The sequence below is a fragment of the Nocardia sp. NPDC088792 genome, assembly GCF_044750615.1.
Lineage (GTDB): Bacteria > Actinomycetota > Actinomycetes > Mycobacteriales > Mycobacteriaceae > Nocardia.
Window position 1 is genome coordinate 1,056,337 of sequence record NZ_JBIVKC010000001.1, and the last position, 20,162, is coordinate 1,076,498.

The window sequence follows — 20,162 nt, forward strand, 5'->3', positions numbered from 1 at the left end:
GTCCGAACGGGTGTGCCAGGGTGGATGGCATGAGTGAGTTGTCGCATGTCGACCGTGAGGGCCGGGCGCGCATGGTGGATGTGAGCGCCAAGGCGGAGACCGCGCGCATCGCGGTCGCGGCGGGCGAACTGCAGACGACGGCCGAGGTCATCCGGCTGGTCCGCGCCGACGATATGCCCAAGGCCGATGTGCTGACCACGGCCCGGCTGGCCGGTATCAACGGCGCGAAGAAGACCTCCGAACTGATCCCGCTGTGCCATCAGCTGGCACTCTCCTCGGTGCATGTGAGTTTCGGTTTCACCGATACCACCATCACCATCGAGGCGACCGCGAAGACCAAGGGGCCCACCGGCGTCGAGATGGAGGCCCTCACCGCGGTCGCCGTCGCGGGACTGACATTGCACGACATGATCAAGGCCGTGGACCCGGGCGCGGTCATGAACGGCGTCCGGCTGCTCACCAAAGACGGTGGCAAGCACGGACATTGGGAGCGATCGCAGGCCGCCGGGGCGCATCGGGCGGAGCACGGTGCGCAGCAGCAGCATTCGAAGCAGCACGAGCCTTCGCAGGATGTCGTGGTGCAGCAGCCGTTCGGCACGGGACTCCCGGCCGTCGTCCTCGTCGCCTCGACCGGCGCCGCCGCCGGGACGCGCGTCGACACCACGGGCCCGGTACTCGCGAAATGGCTGGAGGGACTGGGCTTCTCGGTCCGCGGCCCGCTCGTCTACGCCGACTCGGATATCTCCTACGGCCTCGCCGACGCCCTGGCGGGTGAACCGGCGCTGGTGATCAGCACCGGCGGCACCGGCGCCTCCCCCACCGACGCGACCCCGGAGGCCACCCTGGCCGTGCTGGATCGCGAACTCCCCGGCGTGGCCGACGCCGTGCGCCAGCGTGGCACCGCGAAATTCCCGCTCGCCGCCCTGAGTCGTGGCGTGGCCGGGCTGGCCGGGGGCAGTGTCGTCGTCAATCTGCCCGGTTCGCCGGGCGGGGTGAAGGACGGGATCGCCGTCCTGGAACCACTTCTCGAACATCTGCTGGCCCAGGTGGCCGGAGGAGGCAGCCATGAGTGACGGCGACCTGCTGGCCCGGATCAGCGATCAGCCTCTCGACCCCACCGAGGTCGAGAAGGCCGTGAGCGGGCCGGAGCACGGTGCGGTGGTGGTGTTCACCGGCAAGGTGCGCAATCACGATGAGGGCCAGGATGTCTCGTCCCTCGAATACTCGGCGCACCCGCAGGCGGAGCAGTTCCTGCGCCGCATCTGCGCCGATGTCGCGGCGACCGCCGGGCTGCCGGTGGCGGCCGTGCACCGGATCGGCTCGCTCACCATCGGCGACCTGGCCATCACCGTGGCCGTCGCCGCCCCGCATCGCGCCGAGGCCTTCAGCACGTGCGCCCTGCTCGTGGACCGCATCAAGCACGAGGTCCCGATCTGGAAGCGTCAGCTGTTCGCCGACGGCATGTCGGAGTGGGTCAACGCCTGCGGCTGAACCGCGCCGTCCGGGGATTCCAGTGCGCCGCGGGCGATTTCACCGAGCTTCGTGTGGTTGAACAGGATGTTCAGCACGAAGGCGGTGAGCGCCGCCAGGCTGATGCCGCTGTTCAGCAGGATCTGCGCGGAGGACGGGAAGCGCCCGAACATCCCCGGCGTGAGCACCGGCACCAGCCCGACCCCGATCGCCACCGCGACAATGCTGAGGTTCACCCGATCCTGCAGTTCCGCCTTGCGCAGCGTATCCACGCCGATCACGGTGATGGTCGCGAACAGCACCAGGCCGACACCGCCGATAACCGGTTGCGGCACCGCCGCCACCAGCGCGCCGAAACGCGGAACCAGGCCCAGCACAATGAGTATCGCGCCGCTGACCGCCGTCACGTACCGCGAGTAGACGCGGGTCTGCGCGACCGCGCCCACATTCTGATTGAAGATCGTGTCGATGAAGGAGCCGAACACGCCGGCCAGCACCGCCGACAGCCCGTCACCGGCCAGACCGCGCGCCAGATCCCCACGCGTCAAAGACTTTCCGGTGATCTCGCCGATGGCCAGCATGCTCGCCGTCGACTCCGCGAACACCACCGCCATGACGATGCTCATGGCCACCACCGCCGTGATCGGGAATTGCGGTGCGCCGAAATGGAATACGCGCGGCGCACCCAGCCAGGCCGTGCCCGCCACACCGTCCAGCTTCATCAGGCCCATGGGCAGCGAGATCAGCACCCCGGCGATGAGCGCGATGAGCACTCCCAGCTGCGACCACACCCCGCGGCCCAGCACCGTGCACAGCAGCGCGATCACCAATACCGCCGCCGCCAGCGCGATATGCGAGGGCGCGGCATAGGACGCGGATTTCGGGTCACTGCCCACCACCAGCCCACCGGCCACGCCGATCAGCGAAATCCCCACCACCGTCAGCACGGTGCCCGACACCAGCGGCGGGAAGAACCGCACGATCGCCGCGAACGGCCAGGCCAGCGCGAGCCCGACGACACCGCCCACCAGCATGGACCCGTATACGGCGGGTAGCCCGTACTGCTTGGCTATCAGGATCATCGGGCTCATGGCGACGAAGGTGGCGCCGGTGATGATCGGCAGCCGCGCGCCCGCGAACCTGCCCAGCCCGAGACTCTGCACCACCGTGACGATGCCCGCGACCAGCAGGTCCGCGCTGATCAGCAAGGCGATGGTGCGCGCGTCCAGTCCGGCGGCCGCACCGAACACCAGCGGCACGGTGACGCAGCCGGTGTACATGATGAGCACGTGCTGGATGCCGAACACCAGCAGCCGATGCCAGGGCAGCCGGGTGTCGACGGGATGCGGCACGGGTGCCGCGGTCATCTGGCTCCCGATGTTCATAGAGCACTGCCTTTCTGCCTGGTGCGGCCAACGCTAACCAGCCGCGTCGATCCGATGGTTTGTCCGATTCGCCAGAGAGCGGGCCGTGCCGGACGCACGTTTTGTCTCCCGAACCAGCGTGTGCGGCGGCGCGGGTACGCCACAGTGGGGCAGGGTGATGATCGACCACGGGAGGCGACCATGAACGATGGCAACGGCAAGATCGTGCTGGGCCCGCACCAATACGGCAAGGCCGAGAACCGGGTGGTGCGCATCTACCGCGACACCGACCGGCACGAGATCCGCGACCTGAACGTCTCGTCCTGCCTGCGCGGTGCGTTCGACGAAGCGCACATCACCGGTGACCAGGGTGCGGTGCTGCCCACGGATACGCAGAAGCAGACCATCTACGCGTACGCCAAGGCGCACGGTGACGGCAGTATCGAGGACTACGGGCTGGCCTTGGCCCGGCATTTCGTGGACGATATCGACCCGGTCGAGTCGGCCCGCATCGAGATCGAAGAGTATGCGTGGCAACGGGTTCCGGTCGGCGGCTCCGGCCACGATCACACCTGGACCCGGATCGGGCCGGAGGTGCGGATCGCGGCGATCACGGTGGCGGATACCGATACCGGCAGGCAGGAGTGGGTGATCGGCGGCGTCAAGGATCTGGTGATCCTCAAGTCCACCGGTTCGGAGTTCGCGGGCTTCCTCACCGACCCGTTCACCGTCCTCGAACCCGCCTACGACCGCATCCTCGCCACCAGCCTCACCGCCCGCTGGCGTTTCGCGACCCCGCCGGACGACTGGGACGCGACATACTCCGGCATCCGCGCGGCCATGGTCGAGGTCTTCGCCACCTTGCACTCGAAGGCCTTGCAGCAGACCCTCTTCGAGATGGGCAGGGCCGCCCTCGAGGCCTACCCCTGCCTCGCCGAGGTCCGCCTCTCCGCACCCAACAAACATCACTGGTACTTCGACCTGTCCCGCTTCGGCATCCCCAACAACGGCGAGGTCTTCCACGCCGACGACCGCCCCTACGGCCTCATCCACGCCAGCGCCCTCCGCGAGCACGCCCCCGCCCCCGGCACCGCCTGGGACCCCTACACCGGCGCCGTCTAGCCGAGTGGCACATGAGGGACGCCGCTTCTCGCGTTTTGCGAACCTCATGTGCCACTCGTGTTTTCAAGCGGGGGCGGCCTGGCTGGTGATGGTGCGGAGGGCCAGGTAGAGGTCCAGGCGGTCGTCGAGGCGGGACAGGTCACGGCCGGTGAGCTCCTCGACTCGGCCCATGCGGTAGCGAATCGTATTGAGGTGCACATGCATTCGCTGGGCGGACTGCCGCCAGGAGCCCTCACATCCGAGGAATACCTCGAGCGTCTCCAGCAGCTCCGCCCGATGCTGGCGGTCGTAATCCACGATCGGCCCCAGCACCCGTTCCGCGAACCGGCGCTGCAACTGCCCCGGCACCGCTGTCAGCAACCCGACTGCGCTGTCGATATCGGCGACCCGGACACTCACGCGGCCTTCGTCGTCCCGCGCCGCGGTCGAGGCGGCCGCGGCGGCACCCACCGCCCCGGTGAGCGGCTCGTCCCGATGCCGGGCGCTGACCCCGAGCGCGAGCCGAATCCCGTTTAGTGCGGGCGCGATTCGCGCCAATCGGCGGCGCAGGGCGGTCGCGACCTCATCTTGTGCACCGGTGACGACACCGACGATCCGGCCCTCCGCGTCGATGGCGGTACTGATGCCCGGCAGTGCGTCGTGCAAGGCCGTCCGTATCGCCTTGCGAGTGTCCTCGGAGGTTCCGCCGGCATGGATCTCACACACCACCGCGACGAGTGCGGCGTCGGCCGGTTCGGGGAAGGGCATCGGGAAGCGGTCGGCGAGTTCCCAATCCAGGTGCAGGCGGTCGGTGGTGCGCTGACGGTAGAGCTCGGTGACGGCGGCCAGATCGGCGCCGAACGGGTCGGGTTCGGCGGCGGCGGGACGGAGCGCCAGGTACCAGGCGGTGATCCGGTCGCCGGAGCCGACCTGCAGGAGGCGGACGGCGCCGGTGGTGACGGCGGGGAGGCGGGGCGCGGTCACGGCGGTGGTGACCATGCGGTCGATCTCGTCTTCGGACAGCGGTGCGGTGCCCGCGATGACGCGGCCGGTGGCGGTCACCAGCCAGGCCGAAATGTCTTGTTCCGCGGCTACTTCGGTGAGCAGGTCACCGACGCTGCGACCCGCGGCCACCGAGGCGAGCAGGCGGCGTTGCCGGTCGGCGCGGGATTGCACGCGCCGCCAACGGGTTTCGGCGGCCTGTTCCGCCAGGTATTCGATGATGCGGCTGAAGGGCACGCTCTGCGGCGAGGACAGCAGGGGCAGGCCGTGCTTCTCGCAGGCGGCCACCACATCCGCGGGGACGTGGCCGTGCAGCGCCTGGCCCGCGATCACGCCGGAGACGCCCGCGGCGGCCAGCAGGCCGACATAGCGGTCGGAGTCGGCGGCGTCCTGCCGCCACACCAGTCCGGTGCACACGAGGGCGCCCGGGGTCACGAACGGGCGCGGGTCGGGCATATCCGTCGCACAGACCCGAGCGACCGTCCGGTCCAATGCGCCGGCTTCCCCGTGCAGCAATCGCATCCGCAACTGCGGCGCGTCCAGAATGTCCCGCACTCGCACGACGCACCTCCCGTATTCGGTCCGAATAGTCCGTCACGGTAGAACCCGGGTATTTCCACCCGGTTTCGTCCATGCTGCGGCCGAATATCCCGGCTCGGTAGGGTGGCCGGATGAGTCGGCGCATCCCTGTCCTGGTCGTGGCCGGATTCCTCGGAGCCGGCAAAACCACCCTGCTGAACCGGCTACTGCGCCACCGCGAAGTGCGGATCGGCGTGGTGGTCAACGACTTCGGCGCGGTCAATATCGACGCCATGCTGGTGGCCGGGCAGGTCGACGCCATGGTGTCGCTCGGCAACGGCTGCGTGTGCTGCGCCGTGGACGTCAGCGAACTCGACGACCTCTTCGACCGGCTCGCGCACCCGAAACAGCAGATCGACGTGATCGTGGTCGAGGCCAGCGGCCTGGCCGAACCACGCAATCTGATCCGCATGGTGGCGGGCAGCGACAATCCGCGCATCGGCTACGGCGGACTGATCGAGGTGGTGGACGCCGAACACTTCCCGGAATCCAGTGCCCGGCACCCGGAACTCGCCACCCACCTGCGCATGGCCGACCTGGTCGTCCTCAACAAGGCCGACCGCATCGCACCCGAGGCCCTGGAACGGCTGCGCGGCGAGATCACCGGACTCGTCGGCCAGACGCCCGTCTACTCGACCACGCACGGCCGCATCGACCCCGGCCTGCTCTTCGACCTGCCCGCCCGCGCGGCCCGTGCACCCCGCCCCGGCGACCAGCTCAGCTTCGACGAACTGCTGCTCGACGCGCCCGACGAGCACGACCACCACTGCGACGAGCACTGCGACCACCACCACCTGCACGACGACTACGACAGCATCTCCTTCACCAGCACCACCGACCTCAACCCCCGCGAACTCATTGCCGTCCTGGAGGATCCGCCGCCCGGCCTTTTCCGCGCCAAGGGCGTGCTCGCCTTCGCCGTCCCCGACGACCAGCGAAAGTTCATCCTGCACATGGTCGGCCGCCACATCACCGTCGAACCCACCCACTGGGCCCGCCACGAACCCCGCACCTCCAGCCTGGTCCTCATCGGCGCCGGCCTGGACGCCGCAGCCGTCACCGCGCGACTCGAAGCCACCGTCCACACCGGCCCCCAACCCCTGGACGAGCAGGAACTCCTGCCCATCTGGCGCTACGTCGCCCCCGAGGACGCCCTGACCACCGGCGATTAGGACGTCGAAAGCCACAGCATTCCGAACGGTCGACTGGCGAATCCCGGCGTCCGCGTCCGATACTGGCATCGCTGCGTTGCGCGGCCCGCCACACGGACGGGAGCTGTACATGGCCGGACCGACCATCGCCCTCGCTCCCCTGCCCGCGGCCGCCTCCTGGCGGCATACGGACGCCCGCACCGGATTCGAAGTGGCGTTCTTCACCATCGACGGCCGCGGCGTACGCATCGAGGGCAGCACCACCGCCACCGAGAACGACGACAGCTGGATCGTGGATTACGCCATCCGGCTGGACAATTCGTGGTCCACCCGCTGGGCGCGCATCACCGGGCGCGGCATCGCGGGCGCCCACGTCACCGAGATCGAGGCGGACGGCACGGGCAACTGGACCATCGACGGCATCCCCGCACCCCGGCTACGCGGCTGCCTCGACCTCGATCTCGAATCCTCGGCCATGACCAACACCTTCCCGATACACCGCCTGCGCATGAGGCTCGGCAGCACCGTCTCCGCACCGGCCGCATATGTCCGCGCGACCGGACTCGCGGTGGAACGGCTCGAACAGACCTACACCCGATCGAGCACCGAAGGCTACGACTACGCGGCGCCCGATCTCGGCTTCCGGTGCCCCCTCACCTACGACGTCCACGGCCTCGTCGTCGACTATCCCGGCATCGCCACCCGCGTGCACTGAACAGCGGTCGGTGACGGCCGCCACAATGCCGGTGTCCTGACCGGAATGCCCGTGTCATAGCCTGACGACGTGCGAGTCGTGATTGCCAACCGGGGAGAAGTCGCGGTACGAGTACTGCGTACCGCACGAGAGCGGGGATACGCCACGCTGGCGCTGCACACCGCCGAGGAATCCGCGAACCTGCCCGTGCGACTCGCCGACCAAGCGGTGGAACTGCCCGGCCAAGGGGCCGCGGCCTACCTCGACGTGAAAGCCGTGGTGGCGGCCGCACTGACCGCCGGACCCGGCGCGGTAGTGCATCCCGGCTATGGATTCCTCAGCGAGAGCGCCGATTTCGCGGAAGCCTGCGCCGCCGCCGGACTCGTCTTCGCCGGACCCGCGCCCGATGTGCTGCGGATCTTCGGCGACAAGGTGGCGGCCCGCGCTGCGGCCGAGCGCGCCGGCATCGCGGTGCTGCCCGCGACCCGCGCCGGAGCCGGTCCCACCGAAATCGCGGAACTCCTTGCCGCCCACCCGGATGGCGTCATGGTGAAGGCGGCGGCCGGTGGCGGCGGCCGCGGCATGCGCGCCCTGCACGACCCCGACCTGGTGACCGAGACCTACGAGCGCTGCCGCGCCGAGGCCCTCGCCGGATTCGGCGACGACACCGTGTACGCCGAAGCCTTGGCCGGCGCGGCCCGGCACATCGAGGTGCAGGTGGTGGCCGACGGCGTCAGCGCCCTCACCCTCGGCGACCGCGATTGCAGCGTGCAACGCCGCCACCAGAAGCTGATCGAGATCGCCCCCGCCCCGGATCTGCCTGCCGCCGTACGGGATCGACTCCACCGCGACGCCGTACTGATCGCAGAATCCACCGGCTGCCGCGGCGTGATCACAATCGAATTCCTGGTCAGCGGCGAGGAATCCTGGTTCCTCGAAGTGAACCCGCGCCTGCAAGTGGAGCACACCGTCACCGAGTCCGTGACCGGCGTGGATCTCGTTGCGGTACAACTGGATCTCGCCCAGGGCCGCACCCTCACCGAACTCGGCCTGCGCGGCCTCGAAGCCCGCGGCTACGCCGTCCAGGCCCGCGTCAACGCCGAGCTCGTGACCGCCGACGGCACGGTCCTGCCCAGCAGCGGCACCATCACCCGCTTCGACGCGCCGACCGGCCTCGGCGTGCGCGTGGACACCGCAGTCCACTCCGGCACGCGCCAGGGCGTGCGATTCGATTCCTTGCTGGCCAAGGTCATCACGCACGCCCCGCTCTACTCCGCCGCCCTGCGCCGCTGCGCGGACGCCCTGTCCGAGACCGTGATCACGGGCGTGGACACCAATCTCGGCCTCCTGCGCGCCGTCCTCGACGAGCTGGCCCGCTCCGGCCCGGTAACCACCGCCTGGTTCGAGCAGCACCTCGCCGAATTGCGCAGCAGCGCCGAAGAATACGAGAACCCGGCGGCCGAGTACCCGGGCGCGCCCGATGATCCGGCAACGGCCGGGCGAGGCAGCGACCGCGCAACCGACGCCGTACATCCCGGCGACCGCCCCGTAGCAGCCGGATTCGGCACAGCCACACCCGGAACCACTGCCGTCGTCCGTGCCGGGCGCTCCGCCGCACCCGGTGAGCCGGCGACCGCGGGGCGCGGCCTCGACCGCACGGCCGACGCCGCGCGGCCCGGCGACAGTCTCGCCGCGGCAGATCCTGCCCGCGCCGGCGGTTCCAGTGCCCCGGGCGGCAGCGGTTCCCTCTACGCCACGGCTCAATCCACCGCGGCCACAGCCGAATCCACCGGCAGCGTTCTCACCGAGGGCGAGCAGGCCCTGCGCTCCCCCATGGGCGCAACGGTCGTCTCACTCGCCGAACCCGGCACGGTGCTGGCCGCCGGTGCGGAGGTGGCTGTGCTGGAGGCCATGAAGATGCAGCATGTGCTGCGCGCCGAAACACCGCTCCGGGTACTGCGGCATGCCGTCGCACCGGGCGATGTGGTGGATCCGCATGCCGTGCTGATGATCTGGTCCGAGGCCGACCATGACGGTCCCGCCGCCGAATCCGCGTTCGTGGACCTGGATTCGGTGCGTGCGGACCTCGCCGAGGTGCGCGCGCGGCACGAAACCACCCTGGATGCCGCACGCTCGGCAGCGGTTGCCAAGCGGCATCGGTTCGGCCGCCGCACGGCGCGAGAGAACATCACCGACCTCGTCGATGCCGACAGCTTCGTGGAGTACGGCGGGCTGGCCATCGCGGCGCAGCGGGCGCGGCGCGGGCTCGAGGATCTGATCGCGAACACTCCCGCGGACGGGCTCGTCGCCGGGGTCGCCACCGTCGATGCCGATCGCTTCGGGCTCGACCGGGCGCGGGCCGTGGTCATGTCGTACGACTATACGGTGCTGGCCGGGACGCAGGGCGTGCGCAATCACGCCAAGACCGATCGGATGCTGGAACTTGCCCGGGAACAACAACTTCCGGTGGTCTTCTTCACCGAGGGCGGCGGCGGGCGGCCCGGCGATACCGACCACGGCGGCATCTCCGGGCTGGACGTCACCACCTTCCGCGCCATGGCGGCGCTGTCGGGGCGGGTGCCGTTGATCGGCATCGTGTCCGGGCGTTGCTTCGCGGGCAATGCGGCGCTGCTGGGCATGTGCGATGTCGTGATCGCCACGCCGGACGCGAATATCGGCATGGGCGGCCCGGCCATGATCGAGGGCGGCGGTCTCGGCGTGTACACGCCGGAGGACATCGGGCCGATCGAGGTGCAACGCCGCAATGGCGTAGTGCACGTGGTCGCGGCCGACGAGGCCGAAGCCGTCGCCATCGCCCGGCGCTACCTCGCGTATTTCCAAGGCACAGTGGATGATTGGGAGGCTCCCGATCCCCGGCTGGCCCGGCACGCCGTGCCGGAGAATCGCTTGCACGCCTACGATATCCGCGCGGCGATAACGGCCGTCGTCGATGTGGATTCGTTCCTGGAGTTGCGCCGCGACTGGGGTACCGGCATCGTCACCGCCCTGGTCCGGGTGGAGGGCCGTCCCTTCGGCCTGATCGCCAATGACTGCCACCACCTGGGTGGCGCGATCGATGCCCCTGCCGCCGACAAGCTGAGCGCGTTCCTGCGCCTGTGCGGAGCCCATGGCCTCCCGATCGTCTCCCTGTGCGACACACCGGGTTTCATGGTCGGCCCCGAGGCCGAGAAGGACGCCACGGTCACCAAGTTCAGCCGCCTGTTCATCGATGCCGCCGCCTTGGATGTCCCCTTCGGCACGGTCATCCTCCGCAAGGGTTACGGCCTCGGCGCGCAGGCCATGGCCGCGGGCTCCTTCCGTGCCCCGCGCTTCGTCATCGCCTGGCCCACCGGCGAAATCGGCGGCATGGGCCTGGAAGGAGCGGTCCGCCTCGGCTTCGCCAAGGAACTGGCCGCCCTCGAGGACCCGATCCAGCGTCAGCAGGCCTTCGACAACCTGGTGGCCGCCGCCTACTCCGCAGGTAAGGCGCTCACCGCCGCCACCGCCCTCGAACTGGACGATGTCATCGACCCCGCCGACACCCGCCGCTGGCTCCGCACGCTGCGTTGAATCCATTGAACTGCTGATGGATCCCATAGAGATTTCTATTGGCCCGGCAGTGCCCGCCGCGAAAGGATGGACGTCATGCAGCAGCACAAGCTCGGCGCGGATCTGACAGTGTCCGCGATCGGCCTGGGATGTATGGGCTTCTCCCAGGGCTACGGCGCCACCGACGACGACGAGTCGGTGGCCGCGATCCACACCGCGATCGACGCCGGCATCACCCTTTTCGACACCGCCATGAGCTACGGCCAGGGCCACAATGAACGCCTCCTCGCCCGCGCCCTGCACGATGCGGGCGAGAACATCCGCGTAGCAACCAAATTCGGCATCGTCCGCACCGAAGCCGGTGTGGGCCTGGACGCCAAGCCCGAGCATATCCCCGGCTTCTGCGACGCCTCCCTGGCCCGCCTCGACCGCGATGTCATCGACCTCTACTACCTGCACCGCATCGATCCGGAGGTCCCGGTAGCCGAAACCGTCGGCGCCATGGCCGAATTGGTGCGGGCCGGCAAGGTCCGCCACCTCGGCATCTCCGAAGCCACCCCGGAACAGCTGGCCGAAGCGGCCGCCGTGCACCCGATCGCCGCCGTCCAGTTCGAATGGTCCATGCTGTGGCGCGAACCGGAACGCGACATCATCCCCGCCGCCCGTGAACTGGGCATCGGCCTGGTCCCCTACAGCCCCCTGGGCCGCGGACTCCTCACCGCCACACTCGATTCCGAAACCGTCGCCACCAGCGACTTCCGCCGCAACGACCCCCGCTTCCAGGGCGACAACCTGACCAGCAACCTGGACCAGGTGGCGGCCCTCCGCGACCTGGCCGCCCGCCTGAACATCTCGGCGGGCCGGCTCGCCCTGGCCTGGCTCCTGGCCCAGGGCAACGATGTGGTCCCCATCCCCGGCAGCCGCCGCGCCGCCCGCATCACCGAGAACGCCGCGGCGGCAGCGGTAGAGCTCACCCCCGCCGAGCTCGAGGACCTCGCGAAACTGGTCCCCGACCACGGCTGGGCAGGCGACCGTCAATCCTTCGCGGTCCCCTCCAAGACGCGAACGACCTCCTGAGCCGGTTCTGCCTACCGACAGAAAACGCGCCCGCTGCGAGCAATTCCGCAGCGGGCGCGATGTTTTCCGATATCAGGCAGGCTTCCCGGCATCCGACAGTTCCGGCACCTCGGGCGCGCTGACGACGGCCTGCGACACCGGCAGTTCCGGGATGCGGGTCGCTCGCGCGTACACGGTCTCCCCTTCCGCCAGGTGCAGGGCCTCGGCGTCGCCGCGGGTCACCTGTGCGGTGAACAGGTCACCGGTGGCGGCATTGCGGAGTTCGACGCGCACCTCGAAGCCCAGGTGCACGACTCGTTCCACCGTGGCGCGGGTGACGCCCGCGGACTGCGCGGTGCCCTCGTGCGCGGCCAGGGCCATGCTCGGATCCCGGCCGACGCGGATATCGTGCGGCCGCACCAGATGCCCGTTGAGCTTGGCGACCGCACCCAGGAACGACATGACGAAGTCGTTCGCGGGACGATCGTAGACGTCCTCGGGCGAACCGACCTGTTCGATGCGGCCCTTGTTCATGACCGCGATACGGTCGGCCACGTCGAGGGCCTCTTCCTGGTCGTGGGTGACCAGGACGGTGGTGACGTGCACTTCCTCGTGCAGGCGGCGCAGCCAGGTGCGCAGGTCCGCACGGACTTTCGCGTCGAGCGCGCCGAACGGCTCGTCCAGCAGCAGCACCTGCGGGTCCACCGCCAGCGCGCGGGCCAGGGCCATGCGCTGGCGCTGGCCGCCGGAAAGCTGTGCGGGATACCGGTGCTGGAAACCGTCCAGACCCACGATCTCGAGCAGGTCGTCGACCTTCTTCTTGATCTCCGGCTTGGGCCGCTTGCGGATCTTCAGGCCGAACGCCACATTGTCACGCACGGTCATGTGCTTGAACGCGGCGTAATGCTGGAAGACGAAACCGATATCGCGTTTCTGCGGCGGCACATTGGTGACGTCGCGGCCCGCGATGGTGACGATGCCGCCGTCCAGGGTTTCCAGTCCGGCGATGGAACGCAGCAGGGTGGACTTGCCCGAACCCGAGGGACCCAGCAGCGCGGTCAGCTCCCCGGACGGAATGTCCAGGCTGACATCGTTCAGAGCGGCGAACGTTCCGTAATTCTTGTTCGCATTGGTCACGGTGATCATTTGGCAGCGCCCCGCTTGCGTTCGAGAAGGGTCATCAAGAGAAGAACAACGAGGGCGATACCCATGAGCAGGGTCGCCGCGCAATACGCGCCGAAGGTGTTGTTGTCGTTGACGTACCGGCCCTGGACCAGCAACGTCAGCGTCTGCGATTTACCGGGCAGTCCGGTGGAAACCATGATCACGGCGCCGAATTCGCCGAGCGCCCGCGCCACCGTCAGCACCACGCCGTAGGTCAGGCCCCAGCGGATGGCCGGCAGGGTGATGCGCCAGAACGTCTGCCAGCGGGACGCGCCCAGGGTGGCCGCGGCCTGCTCCTGATCGTCGCCGATCTCGTGCAGGACCGGCTCCACCTCGCGCACCACGAACGGCAGCGTCACGAAAATGGTGGCGATGACCATGCCGGGCAGATTGAAGATGATCTTCAACCCGTGATGCTCCAGCCCGCCGAACCAGCCGTTCACACCCCACAGCAGAATCAGCGAAACACCCACCACCACAGGCGAAACCGCGAACGGCAGATCGACCAGCCCCTGCAGCAGATTGCGGCCCGGGAACCGGCCGCGCACCAGGGCGAGCGCGGTGAGAATGCCGAACACCACATTCACCGGCACCGTGATCGCGATGATCAGCACCGACAGATTGAACGCCGAAATGGCCGCCGGCGTACTGATCGAGTCGTAGAACGCGCCGATACCGTCGCCGAAGGTACGCCAGAGAATGATGCCCAGCGGCAGCAGCAACAGCACGAACAGATACGCCAGCACGATCGTGCGCAGCGAAATACGGGTCCGGGCACCGAGTTTCATCGCGACTCCTGCTCCTTCCGCGCCGTGCGGTCCGCGAACAACCGCAGCACCAGCAGCACCGCGAACGAGATCACCAGCAGCGCAACCGAAACCGCCGCCGCGTTCACCGGCCGGTCCACCTCGATCTGCTGCTGGATGTACTGCGAGGCCATCTGCGTACGCTTCGGAATACCGCCGCCGATCAGCACCACCGAACCGTATTCCCCGATGGCGCGCGCGAAGGCCAGCCCGCCGCCACTGATGATGGACGGCGCCAGCGTCGGCAGGATGATGCTCCGGAAGATGGTCCAGTTGTCCGCGCCCAGCGAGGCCGCGGCCTGCTCCACATCCCGGTCCACCTCCATCAGCACCGGCTGCACCGACCGCACCACGAACGGCAGCGTCACGAACGCCAGCGCCACCACCAGCGCCGGCTGGGTCGCGTAGAGATGCACGCCCACCGGCGAATCCGGGCCGTACAGCGCCAGCAGCACGATGCTGGCCACGATGGTGGGCAGCGCGAAGGGCAGATCGATGAGCGCGTTGACGAACCCCTTGCCGGGGAAGTCGTCCCGCACCAGCACCCAGGCGATGAGCGTGCCCATCACCACGTTCACCACGGCCACGATCACCGACACGAAGACCGTCACCTTCAGCGCGTCCAGCGCGCCGGGCGCGCTGACCGCATCCCAGAATCCGGACCAGCCATTGCCGAAGGAGTGATAGGTGAGCGCCGCCAGCGGCAGCAGCACGATGATGCTGAGCCACAGCACCGAGGTGGCGATGCCGAGCGGGCCGACCGAGCCGGTCACCCGCAGCCAGGACCGCCGGGATCGGCGTGGCCGGGACCCGTTGTCCGGCGAAACGCCGGGACCGTGCTCGGTCCCGGCGTCCGAAACGCTGTTACTCACAGGTTCGAGTATCACGTGTGTTCCAGCTCACCAGGCTACTTGGTGGCCTTGTCGTAGATCTGCGCCACCGAACCGGTGTTCGGCGTGAACAGATCCTTGTCGACCTTCTTCCAGCCACCGAGGTCGTCGATGGTGTACAGCTTCTGCGGCGCCGGGAAGTCCTTGGCGTACTGCGCGGCCACACCCGGGTCGACCGGGCGGAAGCCGGCGGTCGCGAACGCGGTCTGGCCGTCCTTCGTGTACAGGAAGTCCTTGAAGGCCACGGCCTGCTTGGCGTTCTTCGCGTTCTTCAGCACCGCGACCGGATTGTCGATGCGGAAGGTGCTGTCCGGCACGAAGTGCTCGATCGGGTCGCCGTTGCGCTCGGAGGTGATGGCCTCGTTCTCGTAGCTGATGAGCACGTCGCCGGTGCCCTGCAGGAACGTCTGGGTGGCGTCACGGCCGGAGGCCGGCTGCACGTGCACATGGGTGAGCAGCTGGCTCAGGTAGTCCAGACCGGCCTGCGGGTTCTTGCCGCCGTCGCTCTTGACCGCGTAGGGAGCGAGCAGGTTCCACTTGGCCGAACCCGAGCTGAACGGGTTGGGGGTGACCACGGAGATGCCCGGCTTCAGCAGGTCGTCCCAGTCCTTGATGCCCTTCGGGTTGCCCTTGCGGACCGCGATGACGACCACGGAACCGAACGGAACTCCCTTGTCGGCGTCCGCATTCCAGCTCGGATCGATCTGGCCGGAATCCACCAGGCGGGTGATGTCGGGCTCCACCGAGAAGCTCACCACATCGGCTTCGGCGCCGTCCTTGACCTTGCGGGACTGGTCACCGGACGCACCGTAGGAGGCTTGGAACTGCACGCCCTTACCGGCATCGGTCTTGTTGAAGGCCGGAATCACGCTGTCGTAGGCCGATTTCGCCACCGAGTACGCGTACAGGTTCAGGGTGCCGGCGTTGCCGCCCGCGGCGGGCGCCGCGTCCTTGGTGTCGCTCGAGCCGCCGCTGCAGGCGGTCAGCACGGTGGCGACGACCGCGGTCACGGCGACGGCGAAGGTAGATCGGCGGGAGAGGCGGAGATTGCGGGACATCGGCGTGGACCTTTCCGGGTTACCCGCCGGGGAGTGGACGTCGTGCCGGCGGGAAATCATGCGTACTGCCGTAGACCCGTCACAGTCTTGCTGTGACGGTGGCGCTGGGCCCGAAGGCCGCCGGGGGGACGAACACGAACTGCGAAAAGGTGCGCGCGCCAGTCTACTCAGACGTGCAGCAGTGCCCGGTCGGCCATCATCGACAGTGGATATCCGCGACCGCGAGGCAGCCCACTGCGATCAACGCCAATTCATGGCGGACCTGGGGGAGAGCACTCGACGACACGAGCAGACCTTAACAGAGTGCCATGTCAACCAGCGAATCTTCGTGTCCACACTGTGAGAAAGCGGGCAGACTGGAGCGAGCGGTGCGCACCGCGGCAGAATCGGACAAAGCAGACGGGGGAAAGAATTGACCACGCCCGACACCTCCCACCGGCCACCGGCCCGCATCCGCCGGGAATTCCCCGGCATCAGCACCCGCGCCTGGGAACACCCGGCCGACCGCACCGCCCTTGTGGGCTTGCGCACACTCAGCGGATTCGACACCCTGCTGCGCACCCTCTCCGGCCTGCTCGCCGAACGACAGCACCGGCTCATGTACCTCGCCACCGCCGTCCGCGTGGACGAACGCCAGTTCCGCAACATCCATCAACTGCGCGAAGACGCCGTGCGCATCCTGGACGCGCCGACCGTCCCGGAGATGTTCGTGCTGCAGAGCCCGGTGGTCAATGCCTTCACCATCGGGATGGACCGGCCGTTCATCGTGCTCACCACCGGCCTGCTGGATCTGCTGGACCCCGAGGAACTGCGTTTCGTCGTCGGCCACGAACTCGGGCACGCGCTGTCGGGGCATGCGGTGTACCGGACCATGCTCATGCACCTGATGCGGCTGGCCTCGAATATCGGCTGGATGCCGGTGGGCGGCTGGGCTTTACGCGCCATCGTCGCCGCGCTCATGGAGTGGAGCCGCAAATCCGAACTCTCGGGCGACCGGGCCGGACTGCTGGCCGGGCAGGACGTGGAAGCCTCGGTGCGAGTTCATATGAAGCTCGCGGGCGGCTCCCGCGTCGACGAGATGAGCCACGCCGCGTTCCTGGCCCAGGCCGACGATTACGACAGCGCGGGCGACCTGCGCGACGGCGTGCTCAAACTGCTGAATCTGGAACTCCAGACCCACCCGTTCTCGGTACTGCGGGCCGCCGAACTGCGGCGCTGGATCACGAGCGGCGACTACGACCGCATCCTGGACGGCCAATACCCGCTGCGGGAGCAGGACAAGAACGTCCGCCTCGGCGACGAGATCAAGGACGCGGCCCGCATCTACCGGCAGAATTTCGATCAATCGGACGACCCGCTCATCCGCACCGTGCGCAACCTCGGCCGCGATGTGGCGGACGCGGTCAGCACGGTGGGACAAGAGGTAGGGGAAACCATTTCGAAGCTCGGCCGCCGGATCACCGGCCGAGATCAGAACTGACGCAGACCTATTCGTCGGCCTCGACCACGGGCGGGGTCTCGAGGATGTCGAGCACCCACTCCTCGGTGGCCGTTTCGGGATCTTCCTCGTCGGGGCGGATGCGGTTCGAGAGCCGCACGCCCAGGCCCAGCAGCTGGGCCGCCTTCACCATGTCGACGGCCTCGTCGGGGCCGCAGTAGTGGGTGGAAATCAGACGGGGTTCGTCTTCGAAGTCCTCATCGGACAACAACGTCTCCAGTTCCAGACCTTCATCGGTTGACATGGTGCAGCACAGTACGCCGAGAGTTCGCCGTAGCGGTACCGAAACCCGCTCAGCGAGTGAACAACCAGGCGACGACTACGAGAACAAGAAGTGCTATCAGGGCAAGCTGGACACGCGAACGCGGCATCAGGCGGCTTCCTTCCGCATGCGACGCGGCTGCGGCGCGGAGGCCGGGGCTTCCTGGGCGGCCACCCGGTCGCGGCCGAGCGCGCGCAGCGTGAACCGCAGCGTCCGGTCGAGCGCGAAGGCGATGATCAGGCAGACCGGCACCATGGCCGACAGCACCACCGCGAACTGGGGAACGAAGGGCAGGCCGGCCACCCACAGTTCGACGCCGTCCCACCATCCTGCAATCGCATGCACGGACCCCAGCCTAGGCCGATAACACGACAGCGGACGATTCGGGCCACCGATCGGGGCGAATGCGGGACCGGCCAGGCTCGAGGGTGGCGGTGGATGCCGACCGGGCTGATTATGTAGTGCATGGAGTCCTACGACGAACCGGAATCCTTCGCCCGCCCACTGGGCAGCGAGGCCGAGGATTTCGCAGACGATCCGACCGGCCTGTACGACGGTCCGGTGGACCGCCCCGACGCCGAGCTCTCCGCCGACTATCTCCCCTCCGCCACCGGGGGCACCCACAAATCGGTGTATCCCCCCATCGACGACTACGCCTTCCTCTCCGACTGCGAGACCACCTGCCTGATCGCACGGGACGGCTCCGTCGAATGGATGTGCGTCCCCCGCCCCGACTCCCCCAGCGTCTTCGGCGCCATGCTCGACCGCAGCGCCGGCCACTTCCGCCTCGGCCCCTACGGCCGCAAGGTGCCCGCCGCCCGCCGCTACCTGCCCGGCGGGCTCATTGTGGAAACCACCTGGCAAACCGAGACCGGCTGGATCATCGTGCGCGACGCCCTCGTCATGGGGCCGTGGCACAACAACCGTTCCCGCAGCCGCAGCCACCGCCGCACCCCCATGGACTGGGACGCCGAGCACATCCTGCTGCGCACCGTGAAATGCGTGAACGGCGTGGTCGAACTCGAAATGAGCTGCGAGCCCGCCTTCGACTACCACCGCGGCGCCGCCAACTGGGTCTACAGCGGCGACGTCTACGAACAGGCCACGGCCACAACCGAAATCGAAGGCTGCCCCACCCTGACCCTCGCCACCGACATGCGACTCGGCCTGGAGGGCCGCGAGGCGCGCGCCCGCACCCGCATGAAGGAAGGCGACCAGGTATTCGTCGCCCTCGCCTGGTCGGACCTGCCGCTCCCGCGCACCTTCGAGGAAGCCGCCGAGAAGATGTGGGCCACCACCGAATGCTGGCGGCAGTGGATCACCACCGGCCGCTTCCCCGATCACCCGTGGCGCGGATACCTGCAGCGCAGCGCGCTCACCCTGAAGGGTCTCACCTACGCGCCCACCGGCGCGCTGCTCGCCGCCTCCACCACCTCGCTCCCGGAAACCCCTGGCGGCGAACGCAATTGGGACTACCGCTACACCTGGGTGCGGGACTCCAGCTTCGCCCTGTGGGGCCTGTACACGCTCGGCCTGGACCGGGAGGCCGACGACTTCTTCGCCTTCCTGCACGATGTCGCCAGCGACGGCAACGGCGGCGCCGTACCGCTGCAGGTGCTCTACGGCATCGGCGGCGAACGCGAGATCACCGAATCCGAACTGCCGCACCTGTCCGGTTACGACGGCGCGCAACCGGTACGCATCGGCAACGGCGCCTACAACCAGGACCAGCACGATATCTGGGGCACCATCCTGGATTCCGTTTACCTGCACGTGAAGTCGCGCCAGCAGGTCCCGGAAACCTTGTGGCCCGTGCTCGAACGACAGGTGCAGGCGGCAATCGAGAACTGGCGCAACCCCGATCGCGGCATCTGGGAGGTGCGCGGCGAACCACAGCACTTCACCTCCTCCAAGGTGATGTGCTGGGTGGCGCTGGACCGCGGCGCGAAACTGGCCGAACTGCACGGCGAATTCGACTACGCCAAGAAGTGGCGCGAGATCGCCGACGAGATCCATGCCGACATCCTCGACAACGGCGTCAACACCGAAGGCGTCTTCACCCAGACCTACGGCGGCGACACCCTGGACGCCTCCCTGCTGCTCGTGGTGCTGCTCCGGTTCCTGCCGCCCACCGACCACCGGGTGCGCGCCACCGTGCTGGCCATCGCGGACGATCTCACCGAGAACGGCCTCGTCCTGCGCTACCGCACCGACACCACCGACGACGGCTTGTCCGGCGCCGAAGGGTCCTTCACCATCTGCTCGTTCTGGCTGGTCTCCGCGCTCGTGGAGATCGGCGAGCTGCAGCGCGGCCGCCAGCTGTGCGAACGACTGCTCGGCTACGCCAGCCCGCTCAAGCTGTACGCCGAGGAGATCGACTCCCGCACCGGACGACACCTCGGCAACTTCCCGCAGGCGTTCACGCACCTGGCGCTCATCAATGCCGTCATGCACGTGATCCGCGCCGAGGAGAACCACCGGGCCGGGAACTTCCACCCCGCACACCTCGGGCGCTGAA

18 protein-coding genes are annotated in these 20,162 nt (G+C 68.5%); 9 read left to right on the forward strand and 9 right to left on the reverse strand.

Going from position 1 to position 20,162, the window contains the following annotated elements; all coding sequences use genetic code 11:
* The first annotated feature begins 29 nt into the window (after nucleotides 1-29).
* The gene (gene moaCB / locus ACIP5Y_RS05200) at nucleotides 30-1,073 is read left to right on the forward strand and encodes a bifunctional molybdenum cofactor biosynthesis protein MoaC/MoaB (protein ID WP_400347727.1); all 1,044 of its coding nucleotides are present in this window, start codon (nucleotides 30-32) and stop codon (nucleotides 1,071-1,073) included.
* Nucleotides 1,066-1,491 (forward strand): molybdenum cofactor biosynthesis protein MoaE, encoded by a 426-nt coding sequence (locus ACIP5Y_RS05205; RefSeq protein ID WP_400347729.1) that lies wholly within the window; start codon nucleotides 1,066-1,068, stop codon nucleotides 1,489-1,491. The genes moaCB and ACIP5Y_RS05205 overlap by 8 nt, the downstream gene beginning before the upstream one ends.
* On the opposite strand, the gene ACIP5Y_RS05210 is transcribed toward ACIP5Y_RS05205, so the two are convergent.
* Nucleotides 1,443-2,837 carry a uracil-xanthine permease family protein gene (locus ACIP5Y_RS05210; RefSeq protein ID WP_400347730.1) on the reverse strand — a complete coding sequence of 465 codons (1,395 nt, stop codon included), beginning with the start codon at nucleotides 2,835-2,837 and terminating at the stop codon, nucleotides 1,443-1,445. The genes ACIP5Y_RS05205 and ACIP5Y_RS05210 overlap by 49 nt on opposite strands.
* Nucleotides 2,838-3,035: 198 nt before the next feature.
* On the opposite strand from ACIP5Y_RS05210, the gene pucL reads away from it, so the two are divergent.
* Entirely contained in the window at nucleotides 3,036-3,956 is a 921-nt protein-coding gene (gene pucL, locus ACIP5Y_RS05215) for a factor-independent urate hydroxylase (RefSeq protein ID WP_400347732.1), read from the forward strand.
* 63 nt (nucleotides 3,957-4,019) lie between these two features.
* Here the strand turns inward: pucL and ACIP5Y_RS05220 are convergent, their stop codons facing one another.
* Nucleotides 4,020-5,498, reverse strand: coding sequence for a PucR family transcriptional regulator (locus ACIP5Y_RS05220; protein ID WP_400347734.1), 1,479 nt, complete (start codon nucleotides 5,496-5,498; stop codon nucleotides 4,020-4,022).
* Between the two features lie 110 nt (nucleotides 5,499-5,608).
* On the opposite strand from ACIP5Y_RS05220, the gene ACIP5Y_RS05225 reads away from it, so the two are divergent.
* The 4 genes from ACIP5Y_RS05225 to ACIP5Y_RS05240 all read left to right on the forward strand — a co-directional run bounded on the left by ACIP5Y_RS05225 (nucleotide 5,609) and on the right by ACIP5Y_RS05240 (nucleotide 11,987).
* Nucleotides 5,609-6,688 carry a CobW family GTP-binding protein gene (locus ACIP5Y_RS05225; RefSeq protein ID WP_400347736.1) on the forward strand — a complete coding sequence of 360 codons (1,080 nt, stop codon included), beginning with the start codon at nucleotides 5,609-5,611 and terminating at the stop codon, nucleotides 6,686-6,688.
* A gap of 109 nt (nucleotides 6,689-6,797) precedes the next feature.
* Nucleotides 6,798-7,382, forward strand: coding sequence for a putative glycolipid-binding domain-containing protein (locus ACIP5Y_RS05230; RefSeq protein WP_400347738.1), 585 nt, complete (start codon nucleotides 6,798-6,800; stop codon nucleotides 7,380-7,382).
* 69 nt (nucleotides 7,383-7,451) lie between these two features.
* Nucleotides 7,452-10,931: a carboxyl transferase domain-containing protein gene (locus tag ACIP5Y_RS05235; protein ID WP_400347740.1), complete on the forward strand. Its 3,480-nt coding sequence runs from the start codon at nucleotides 7,452-7,454 to the stop codon at nucleotides 10,929-10,931.
* Nucleotides 10,932-11,006: 75 nt separating this feature from the next.
* Nucleotides 11,007-11,987, forward strand: a complete 981-nt coding sequence (locus ACIP5Y_RS05240; protein WP_400347742.1) for an aldo/keto reductase — start codon at nucleotides 11,007-11,009, stop codon at nucleotides 11,985-11,987.
* 72 nt (nucleotides 11,988-12,059) lie between these two features.
* Here the strand turns inward: ACIP5Y_RS05240 and ACIP5Y_RS05245 are convergent, their stop codons facing one another.
* The 5 genes from ACIP5Y_RS05245 to ACIP5Y_RS05265 all read right to left on the reverse strand — a co-directional run bounded on the left by ACIP5Y_RS05245 (nucleotide 12,060) and on the right by ACIP5Y_RS05265 (nucleotide 16,170).
* Nucleotides 12,060-13,112 carry a sulfate/molybdate ABC transporter ATP-binding protein gene (locus tag ACIP5Y_RS05245; protein WP_400347744.1) on the reverse strand — a complete coding sequence of 351 codons (1,053 nt, stop codon included), beginning with the start codon at nucleotides 13,110-13,112 and terminating at the stop codon, nucleotides 12,060-12,062.
* Nucleotides 13,109-13,918: a sulfate ABC transporter permease subunit CysW gene (cysW, locus tag ACIP5Y_RS05250; protein ID WP_400347745.1), complete on the reverse strand. Its 810-nt coding sequence runs from the start codon at nucleotides 13,916-13,918 to the stop codon at nucleotides 13,109-13,111. Before cysW ends, ACIP5Y_RS05245 begins: the two co-directional genes overlap by 4 nt.
* Entirely contained in the window at nucleotides 13,915-14,715 is an 801-nt protein-coding gene (gene cysT, locus ACIP5Y_RS05255) for a sulfate ABC transporter permease subunit CysT (protein WP_400349140.1), read from the reverse strand. The genes cysW and cysT overlap by 4 nt, the downstream gene beginning before the upstream one ends.
* 128 nt (nucleotides 14,716-14,843) lie before the next feature.
* The gene (locus tag ACIP5Y_RS05260) at nucleotides 14,844-15,884 is read right to left on the reverse strand and encodes a sulfate ABC transporter substrate-binding protein (RefSeq protein ID WP_400347746.1); all 1,041 of its coding nucleotides are present in this window, start codon (nucleotides 15,882-15,884) and stop codon (nucleotides 14,844-14,846) included.
* 196 nt (nucleotides 15,885-16,080) lie between these two features.
* Nucleotides 16,081-16,170, reverse strand: coding sequence for an Ms4533A family Cys-rich leader peptide (locus ACIP5Y_RS05265; protein WP_379199892.1), 90 nt, complete (start codon nucleotides 16,168-16,170; stop codon nucleotides 16,081-16,083).
* Between the two features lie 126 nt (nucleotides 16,171-16,296).
* On the opposite strand from ACIP5Y_RS05265, the gene ACIP5Y_RS05270 reads away from it, so the two are divergent.
* Nucleotides 16,297-17,364, forward strand: coding sequence for a M48 family metallopeptidase (locus tag ACIP5Y_RS05270; protein WP_400347748.1), 1,068 nt, complete (start codon nucleotides 16,297-16,299; stop codon nucleotides 17,362-17,364).
* A 7-nt stretch (nucleotides 17,365-17,371) separates the two neighbouring features.
* Here the strand turns inward: ACIP5Y_RS05270 and ACIP5Y_RS05275 are convergent, their stop codons facing one another.
* The gene (locus ACIP5Y_RS05275) at nucleotides 17,372-17,626 is read right to left on the reverse strand and encodes a hypothetical protein (protein WP_400347750.1); all 255 of its coding nucleotides are present in this window, start codon (nucleotides 17,624-17,626) and stop codon (nucleotides 17,372-17,374) included.
* A 126-nt stretch (nucleotides 17,627-17,752) separates the two neighbouring features.
* Nucleotides 17,753-17,989: a hypothetical protein gene (locus ACIP5Y_RS05280; RefSeq protein ID WP_400347751.1), complete on the reverse strand. Its 237-nt coding sequence runs from the start codon at nucleotides 17,987-17,989 to the stop codon at nucleotides 17,753-17,755.
* 120 nt (nucleotides 17,990-18,109) lie between these two features.
* Here ACIP5Y_RS05280 and ACIP5Y_RS05285 point away from each other — a divergent pair, with 120 nt between their 5' ends.
* Nucleotides 18,110-20,161, forward strand: coding sequence for a glycoside hydrolase family 15 protein (locus ACIP5Y_RS05285; protein WP_400347752.1), 2,052 nt, complete (start codon nucleotides 18,110-18,112; stop codon nucleotides 20,159-20,161).
* Nucleotide 20,162 lies beyond the last annotated feature (1 nt).

Bases quoted from the DNA above. Each gene is read 5' to 3' on its own strand.
- ACIP5Y_RS05285 (WP_400347752.1), top strand. From the start codon at position 18,110: ATGGAGTCCTACGACGAACCGGAATCCTTCGCCCGCCCACTGGGCAGC.
- ACIP5Y_RS05245 (WP_400347744.1), bottom strand. From the start codon at position 13,112: ATGATCACCGTGACCAATGCGAACAAGAATTACGGAACGTTCGCCGCT.
- ACIP5Y_RS05230 (WP_400347738.1), top strand. From the start codon at position 6,798: ATGGCCGGACCGACCATCGCCCTCGCTCCCCTGCCCGCGGCCGCCTCC.
- ACIP5Y_RS05260 (WP_400347746.1), bottom strand. From the start codon at position 15,884: ATGTCCCGCAATCTCCGCCTCTCCCGCCGATCTACCTTCGCCGTCGCC.
- ACIP5Y_RS05205 (WP_400347729.1), top strand. From the start codon at position 1,066: ATGAGTGACGGCGACCTGCTGGCCCGGATCAGCGATCAGCCTCTCGAC.
- ACIP5Y_RS05240 (WP_400347742.1), top strand. From the start codon at position 11,007: ATGCAGCAGCACAAGCTCGGCGCGGATCTGACAGTGTCCGCGATCGGC.
- ACIP5Y_RS05225 (WP_400347736.1), top strand. From the start codon at position 5,609: ATGAGTCGGCGCATCCCTGTCCTGGTCGTGGCCGGATTCCTCGGAGCC.
- ACIP5Y_RS05275 (WP_400347750.1), bottom strand. From the start codon at position 17,626: ATGTCAACCGATGAAGGTCTGGAACTGGAGACGTTGTTGTCCGATGAG.
- ACIP5Y_RS05210 (WP_400347730.1), bottom strand. From the start codon at position 2,837: ATGACCGCGGCACCCGTGCCGCATCCCGTCGACACCCGGCTGCCCTGG.
- cysW (WP_400347745.1), bottom strand. From the start codon at position 13,918: ATGAAACTCGGTGCCCGGACCCGTATTTCGCTGCGCACGATCGTGCTG.
- pucL (WP_400347732.1), top strand. From the start codon at position 3,036: ATGAACGATGGCAACGGCAAGATCGTGCTGGGCCCGCACCAATACGGC.
- moaCB (WP_400347727.1), top strand. From the start codon at position 30: ATGAGTGAGTTGTCGCATGTCGACCGTGAGGGCCGGGCGCGCATGGTG.